This is a genomic window from Pseudoalteromonas sp. Isolate6 (genome assembly GCF_022398435.1).
GTDB classification, from domain to species: domain Bacteria; phylum Pseudomonadota; class Gammaproteobacteria; order Enterobacterales; family Alteromonadaceae; genus Pseudoalteromonas; species Pseudoalteromonas galatheae.
This window is the reverse complement of record NZ_JAKEVK010000229.1, coordinates 1-6,952: the sequence shown is the minus strand read 5'-3', so window position 1 is coordinate 6,952 and position 6,952 is coordinate 1. Positions and strand designations below refer to the sequence as shown.

The 6,952-nt window shown below is 43.8% G+C and carries 6 protein-coding genes and 11 tRNA genes; all 17 read left to right on the top strand.

The features are described 5' to 3' along the window. The coding region (gene lolB / locus L1D50_RS20200) for a lipoprotein insertase outer membrane protein LolB (protein WP_239966680.1) at positions 1 to 536 on the top strand (536 nt) is incomplete at its 5' end. Further along, positions 533 to 1,381, top strand: coding sequence for a 4-(cytidine 5'-diphospho)-2-C-methyl-D-erythritol kinase (ispE, locus tag L1D50_RS20195; protein ID WP_128725971.1), 849 nt, complete (start codon positions 533 to 535; stop codon positions 1,379 to 1,381). The genes lolB and ispE, both read left to right, overlap by 4 nt. Positions 1,382 to 1,473: 92 nt before the next feature. Next, entirely contained in the window at positions 1,474 to 2,421 is a 948-nt protein-coding gene (locus tag L1D50_RS20190; RefSeq protein ID WP_010370444.1) for a ribose-phosphate pyrophosphokinase, read from the top strand. Between the two features lie 160 nt (positions 2,422 to 2,581). Next, positions 2,582 to 3,190 (top strand): 50S ribosomal protein L25/general stress protein Ctc, encoded by a 609-nt coding sequence (locus L1D50_RS20185; RefSeq protein ID WP_128725972.1) that lies wholly within the window; start codon positions 2,582 to 2,584, stop codon positions 3,188 to 3,190. A gap of 19 nt (positions 3,191 to 3,209) precedes the next feature. Continuing rightward, positions 3,210 to 3,794, top strand: a complete 585-nt coding sequence (gene pth / locus L1D50_RS20180; protein ID WP_128725973.1) for an aminoacyl-tRNA hydrolase — start codon at positions 3,210 to 3,212, stop codon at positions 3,792 to 3,794. 96 nt (positions 3,795 to 3,890) lie between these two features. Continuing rightward, the gene (gene ychF, locus L1D50_RS20175) at positions 3,891 to 4,982 is read left to right on the top strand and encodes a redox-regulated ATPase YchF (RefSeq protein WP_128725974.1); all 1,092 of its coding nucleotides are present in this window, start codon (positions 3,891 to 3,893) and stop codon (positions 4,980 to 4,982) included. Between the two features lie 308 nt (positions 4,983 to 5,290). After that, positions 5,291 to 5,367, top strand: a tRNA-Met gene (locus tag L1D50_RS20170). A gap of 124 nt (positions 5,368 to 5,491) precedes the next feature. Further along, a tRNA-Leu gene (locus tag L1D50_RS20165) sits at positions 5,492 to 5,576 on the top strand. A 36-nt stretch (positions 5,577 to 5,612) separates the two neighbouring features. Beyond that, a tRNA-Gln gene (locus L1D50_RS20160) sits at positions 5,613 to 5,687 on the top strand. Positions 5,688 to 5,714: 27 nt separating this feature from the next. After that, positions 5,715 to 5,799 (top strand) — tRNA-Leu (locus L1D50_RS20155). A 39-nt stretch (positions 5,800 to 5,838) separates the two neighbouring features. Beyond that, a tRNA-Gln gene (locus L1D50_RS20150) sits at positions 5,839 to 5,913 on the top strand. A 2-nt stretch (positions 5,914 to 5,915) separates the two neighbouring features. After that, positions 5,916 to 5,992, top strand: a tRNA-Met gene (locus L1D50_RS20145). A gap of 85 nt (positions 5,993 to 6,077) precedes the next feature. Beyond that, positions 6,078 to 6,162: transfer RNA gene (locus tag L1D50_RS20140), tRNA-Leu, on the top strand. Positions 6,163 to 6,201: 39 nt separating this feature from the next. Next, a tRNA-Gln gene (locus L1D50_RS20135) sits at positions 6,202 to 6,276 on the top strand. 28 nt (positions 6,277 to 6,304) lie between these two features. Continuing rightward, positions 6,305 to 6,389: transfer RNA gene (locus tag L1D50_RS20130), tRNA-Leu, on the top strand. Between the two features lie 217 nt (positions 6,390 to 6,606). Beyond that, positions 6,607 to 6,681, top strand: a tRNA-Gln gene (locus tag L1D50_RS20125). Positions 6,682 to 6,722: 41 nt separating this feature from the next. Continuing rightward, positions 6,723 to 6,807 (top strand) — tRNA-Leu (locus L1D50_RS20120). Positions 6,808 to 6,952 lie beyond the last annotated feature (145 nt).

Here is a 6,952-nt window from a genome sequence, read left to right as displayed (position 1 = left end):
GTTGTGCGCAACAATTACCTCAGCAAAACGTAGCACAAGACTGGCAATCTAAGCTAAAACATCAAAAGAATTGGCAAGCGAGAGGTAAACTTGCATTTATTGCCCCAGACAATCGTCAATCAGCTAACTTTAATTGGTATTTAAAAGAAGAGAAACAAAATCTGATTTTAACCAGCTTTGTTGGCACCCGCATATTCGAACTAGAAGAGTTAGACACGCACTCAGAGCTGACCTTTGAAGACAATGTCCATAAAGGCATGGACAGTAGCGACTTGGTTAAGCGGTTAAGTGGCCTCTCTCTTCCGGTCAATCAAGCCCCTCAATGGCTAACAGGCTTAGTCGAAGCACCAGCCAGCACACTTGATGACCTTGGCAGAATAAGCAATGCACAGTGGCAGAGCCCATCAGGCCGAGTGTGGCAAATCACCTATCAACAATATAAAATGCAAGATGGAATGTGGCTACCTAGCCGTATGAAACTCTCATCGACCAATATTGAGGTCAAAGTATTAATCACTTCATGGCAGTTTAAATGAAGACATTGACGCTAAGCGCTCCGGCAAAATTAAATCTTTTTTTGCATATCAATGGCCGTCGAGAAGACGGCTACCATGAACTAGAAACTTTATTTACTTTCTTAGATTTTGGTGATGAATTAGCATTTACGCTAACCAGTAACCAGCAAGAAATCGTCATTTGTGGTGACACCGCAGGTATTCCACTCGAAGATAACCTCATTTATAAAGCCGCCAAAATTCTTGAGCCCTATAAAAAAATTGCGGCTGGTGTCGACATCCACTTAAATAAACAGCTTCCTATGGGTGGAGGTGTTGGTGGTGGTTCATCCGATGCTGCCACGACTTTATTGGCACTCAATATGCTGTGGCAATGTCAGCTTACTATCCCAGAACTTGCAAAACTCGGTCTCCAACTAGGCGCCGATGTGCCTGTTTTTGTTGAAGGTAAAACAGCCGTAGCCCACGGTGTTGGTGAGCAACTTGAGCCCATTGACATCGCTCAAAAATGGTATTTGGTGGTTGCCCCACCCGTTCATGTCAGCACCGCATTAGTTTTTACTCACCCAGACTTACCACGCAATACACCAAAGCTAAAAAGCGGCTGGAAACTCTCGGATACGGGCAACGACTGTCAAACTCTTGTCAAAAAGCTTTACCCCGAGGTTGAAAAGACCCTCGCGTGGTTGCTAAAATATGCACCAACCAAAATGACTGGTACTGGAGCTTGTTGTTTCGCGGAGTTTGAAAATCGTGAGGCAGCGCTGCGTGTGCTCGAAATCCTACCTTCATCTTGGCAGGGCTTTATTGCCCAAAATACAAGTGAGTCAATTTGTCATCGACAATTGCGCGCTTGGCAAAACTAGAAGTAAATTGTTTAAGTTAGCTTGTTTTGACTTTTTTATTTCATGGTCATTGCATGTTAGTCCAAAAAATTCAGTGCCTGAGGAACCCTACCGTGCCCGACATGAAGCTCTTCGCTGGTAACGCAACACCTGAGCTAGCTCAAAAAGTTGCAAAACGTTTGTTTATTGAGTTAGGTGATGCCGTTGTTGGCCGTTTTAGCGACGGTGAAATTAGCGTTCAAATCAACGAAAACGTTCGTGGTTCAGATGTATTCATCATCCAATCAACATGTGCTCCTACAAATGATAATTTAATGGAGTTAATCGTCATGGTTGATGCGCTACGTCGTGCATCTGCTGGTCGTATCACAGCCGTTATTCCTTATTTCGGTTACGCACGTCAAGACCGCCGAGTGCGTTCTGCTCGTGTTCCAATTACTGCTAAAGTTGTTGCAGACTTCCTTTCAAGCGTAGGTGTCGACCGTGTTCTTACCGTTGACCTACACGCAGAACAAATCCAAGGCTTCTTCGACGTACCTGTTGACAATGTATTCGGTAGCCCAGTGCTAATCGAAGACATGAAAGAGCGTAAGTTCGAAGATGTAGTAGTAGTTTCACCTGATATCGGTGGTGTGGTTCGTGCTCGTGCGATTGCAAAACTGTTAGATGATAAAGACCTAGCGATCATTGATAAGCGTCGTCCACAGGCTAACGTTTCTCAAGTTATGCACATCATTGGTGATGTTGCTGGTCGTGACTGTATCATTGTCGATGACATGATAGATACAGGCGGTACTTTATGTAAAGCAGCCGCAGCACTTAAAGAGCACGGTGCAAAGCGCGTATTCGCTTACGCAACTCACCCAGTACTTTCGGGCAATGCAGCGGAAAATCTACGTAACTCTGTTATCGATGAAGTTATTGTGACTGATTCAATTCCACTTTCTGATGAATTGAAAGCGCTTGATAACATCAAAGTATTGACACTTGCGGATATGATGGCTGAAACAATCCGCCGTATCAGCAACGAAGAATCAATCTCTGCGATGTTTCAACATTAATCAGCAGCAAAACTGATTAGCCAAAAAGCACCTCTGGTGCTTTTTTTGTTTTATAGGTTTCATTGCAAGTGCGTTAGTGGTATATTGGCGCGCCTTTTTTAGGCAGGGAGCTTGGTCGCGAGCTCTCTGATACATTAACTTAATTATTTTGGAGACATCCATGTCTGACTACAAATTTGACGCTGAAGTACGTTCTGACCTAGGTACTGGTGCGAGCCGCCGCCTACGTCGCGCAGATAAAGTTCCTGCAATCCTATACGGTGCTGGTAAAGATGCGGTTTCACTAACTTTTGATCACAACAAAATTTTGAAAGCGCAAGAAGACGAAGGTTTCTACACTCACATCCTAACGCTTAACATTGGCGGTGAGTCTGTTGAAGCAATTCTTAAAGATATCCAACGTCACCCGTACAAGCCTAAGATCACTCACTTAGACTTCCAACGCGTTGATGCTTCTCAAAAGCTTCACACTAAAGTTCCTGTTCACTTCATCAACGAAGAGAAAGCGACTAAAGGTGGTAACACTATCGTTCACCAACTAACTGAAATTGAAATCACTTGTCTTCCAGCAAGACTTCCTGAGTTCATTGAAGTTGACGTAGCGACTCTAGCTGTTGGCGAAACTCTACACCTTTCTGACATCAACCTTCCAGCTGGTGTTGTTTCAGTTGAACTTGCTAAAGGTGCAGATCACGACCAAGCAGTTGTTTCAGTAAACGCTCCTAAAGCAGCTCCTGCTGAAGAGTCTGCTGAAGACGCAGCTGAGTAATTATTCAGGTGTTAACACCTTGAATAATATTCAAATGCTTGTGGGCCTGGCTAATCCAGGCCCCGAATACGCAAACACCCGTCATAACGCTGGCGCTTGGTTTATCGAAGAACTAGCCAGAAGATACAACTGCCTCCTAAAACCAGACACTAAGCATCACGGCCTCACAGGCAAAGTGCTCATCAATAACCAAGAGTTTAAGTTGCTGATCCCTACTACTTATATGAACTTAAGTGGTAAAGCGGTTGCGAGTCTTGCCAATTTTTATAAGATCCCCGTCGAGAGTATTCTAGTTGCTCACGATGAAATGGATTTAGAACCCGGTATCGCCAAACTCAAAAAAGGCGGTGGTCACGGCGGCCACAATGGCTTAAAAGACATTATCGCTAAAATGGCAAATAACAAAGAATTCATGCGATTGCGCGTTGGTATTGGTCACCCAGGACACAGAGACAAAGTCACAGGGTGGGTTCTAGGCAAAGCACCACAAGCTGATCAAGAAAAAATTGATGCCGCTGTGGATGAAGCAGTTCGATGTATGGAAATACTCGCAAAAGACGGTGTGTTAAAAGCGCAAAATCGACTACATTCATTTAAACCGTAACAGTTCACTGCTGCGATTGATTGAGTAATACCTAAGCTTCTCGTTCGCCATGATGCGGGCTTGAGATAATACGGTAGAAATTTAGGAATAAACACTATGGGTTTTAAATGTGGCATTGTTGGTTTACCTAACGTAGGTAAATCTACTTTATTTAATGCGTTGACTAAAGCGGGCATTGAGGCCGCGAACTTTCCTTTTTGTACTATCGAACCGAATACCGGTGTAGTACCAGTACCAGATGCTCGTCTTGACCAGCTAGCTGAAATTGTAAATCCTCAGCGTACTATCCCAACTTCAATGGAGTTTGTAGATATTGCCGGTTTGGTAAAAGGCGCATCAAAAGGTGAAGGTTTAGGTAACCAGTTTTTGGCAAACATCCGTGAAACGGATGCTATCGGTCATGTAGTTCGCTGTTTTGAAAATGAAAATATCGTTCACGTAGCGGGTCAAATCGATCCTGCTGAAGACATTGATGTTATTAACACTGAGCTGGTACTTGCAGACATGGATACTGCAGATCGCGCAGTTTTACGTAACGCAAAGAAAGCGAAAGGCGGCGATAAAGACGCGAAATTTGAACTGGTTGTACTTGAAAAAGTAAAAGCGCACTTGGACGAAGGTTTAACGCTTCGCTCACTTGAGCTAAATAAAGAAGAAGCTGCAGCAATAAGCTACCTAAACTTTTTAACGATCAAGCCAACTATGTACATCGCCAATGTTAACGAAGATGGCTTTGAAAATAACCCATTTCTAGACAAAGTGCGTGAAATTGCAGCTGCAGAAGACGCGGTTGTGATCCCAGTATGTGCAGCAATTGAGGCTGAGCTTTCTGAACTTGAAGACGAAGATAAGAAAGAGTTTATGGATGACTTAGGCTTAGAAGAGCCGGGCCTGAACCGCGTAATACGTGGTGGCTATGAGTTGTTGAAACTGCAAACTTACTTTACAGCTGGCGTAAAAGAAGTACGAGCATGGACTATCCCTGTTGGCGCGACAGCACCTCAAGCTGCAGGTAAAATCCACACAGACTTTGAGCGTGGTTTTATTCGAGCGCAGACTATTGGCTTTGATGATTATATCGAGTTCCGTGGTGAATCAGGTGCGAAAGATGCAGGTAAAATGCGTCAAGAAGGTAAAGAATACATCGTAAAAGATGGCGATGTGATGAACTTCTTATTTAATGTGTAACCATAGTTACTACACGCTATCGCAATAAAAGGAGCTTCGGCTCCTTTTTAGTTTTATCAACTCTGCTTTTTAATCAAATAGCGCCTTTTCTTCAAAGCAAGTTATAGACTCTAAAGGAATAAAAATTCACAGGCATTGTTAAACATTTGCAATTGCCCTGCATGATTTGATATAAAAACAAGCCGTTTCGCTTAATTTATCTGCAAACAAACTGTGTTAGCAGATTTTTTGCAAAAAAGGTGTTGACGGCTTGGGGGCATATACGCATAATACGCCCCGCATCAGCGATGATGAGAAGTTAAATAGATGGCTATGTAGCTCAGCTGGTTAGAGCACATCACTCATAATGATGGGGTCCCCTGTTCAAATCAGGGCATAGCCACCATATTTTAACTACTACCAAAACTTATCGTTTTGTTGTTGCAAAAAATGTGCAGAAGTAGCGGAATTGGCAGTTGTCTTGATATAGACGCTGGATTTAGGTTCCAATAACTAATGCCAAAAGATGTGCGGAAGTGGCGGAATTGGTAGACGCGCTGGATTTAGGTTCCAGTATCTTCGGATGTGAGAGTTCAAGTCTCTCTTTCCGCACCATGTTCTTGATTGGAACTAAAACAATCAAATTTTCGTTGGAGTATCGCCAAGCGGTAAGGCAGCGGGTTTTGATCCCGCCATTCCCAGGTTCAAATCCTGGTACTCCAGCCATCTCTTTTGAGATGTTAGCTACGCTGTGCGGAAGTGGCGGAATTGGTAGACGCGCTGGATTTAGGTTCCAGTATCTTCGGATGTGAGAGTTCAAGTCTCTCTTTCCGCACCATGTTCTTTTAAATCAGAACTCAAAAAGATTTTATTTCGTTGGAGTATCGCCAAGCGGTAAGGCAGCGGGTTTTGATCCCGCCATTCCCAGGTTCAAATCCTGGTACTCCAGCCAATGGCTATGTAGCTCAGCTGGTTAGAGCACATCACTCATAATGATGGGGTCCCCTGTTCAAATCAGGGCATAGCCACCATTTACAAATGCGGAAGTTTTGGAATTGGTCGATGTCTTAATATAGACGCTGGATTTAGGTTCTAATAACTAATGCGAAATGATATGCGGAAGTGGCGGAATTGGTAGACGCGCTGGATTTAGGTTCCAGTATCTTCGGATGTGAGAGTTCAAGTCTCTCTTTCCGCACCATGTTCTTTTAAATCAGAACTCAAAAAGATTTTATTTCGTTGGAGTATCGCCAAGCGGTAAGGCAGCGGGTTTTGATCCCGCCATTCCCAGGTTCAAATCCTGGTACTCCAGCCATCTCTTTTTGAGATGTTAGCTACGCTGTGCGGAAGTGGCGGAATTGGTAGACGCGCTGGATTTAGGTTCCAGTATCTTCGGATGTGAGAGTTCAAGTCTCTCTTTCCGCACCATGTTCTTTCAAGTAGAACTCAAACTCTTGAACTTACCTCTATTGCTGGGTATTGTCTCGACACGAAGTGGAAGCGGTAAGATAGCCCAACTCAAATCTGGGCTAAATAAGATTTGAACTTACCTCTATTGCTGGGTATCGTCTCGACACGAAGTGGAAGCGGTAAAATAGCCTAACTCAAATCTGGGCTAAATAAGATTTGAACTTACCTCTATTGCTGGAGTATCGCCAAGCGGTAAGGCAGCGGGTTTTGATCCCGCCATTCCCAGGTTCAAATCCTGGTACTCCAGCCATCTCTTTTTGAGATGTTAGCTATAAATAGAATATCTACTGTGCGGAAGTGGCGGAATTGGTAGACGCGCTGGATTTAGGTTCCAGTATCTTCGGATGTGAGAGTTCAAGTCTCTCTTTCCGCACCATGTTCTTTCAAGTAGAACTCAAACTCTTGAACTTACCTCTATTGCTGGGTATTGTCTCGACACGAAGTGGAAGCGGTAAGATAGCCCAACTCAAATCTGGGCTAAATAAGATTTGAACTTACCTCTATTGCTGGGTATCGTCTCG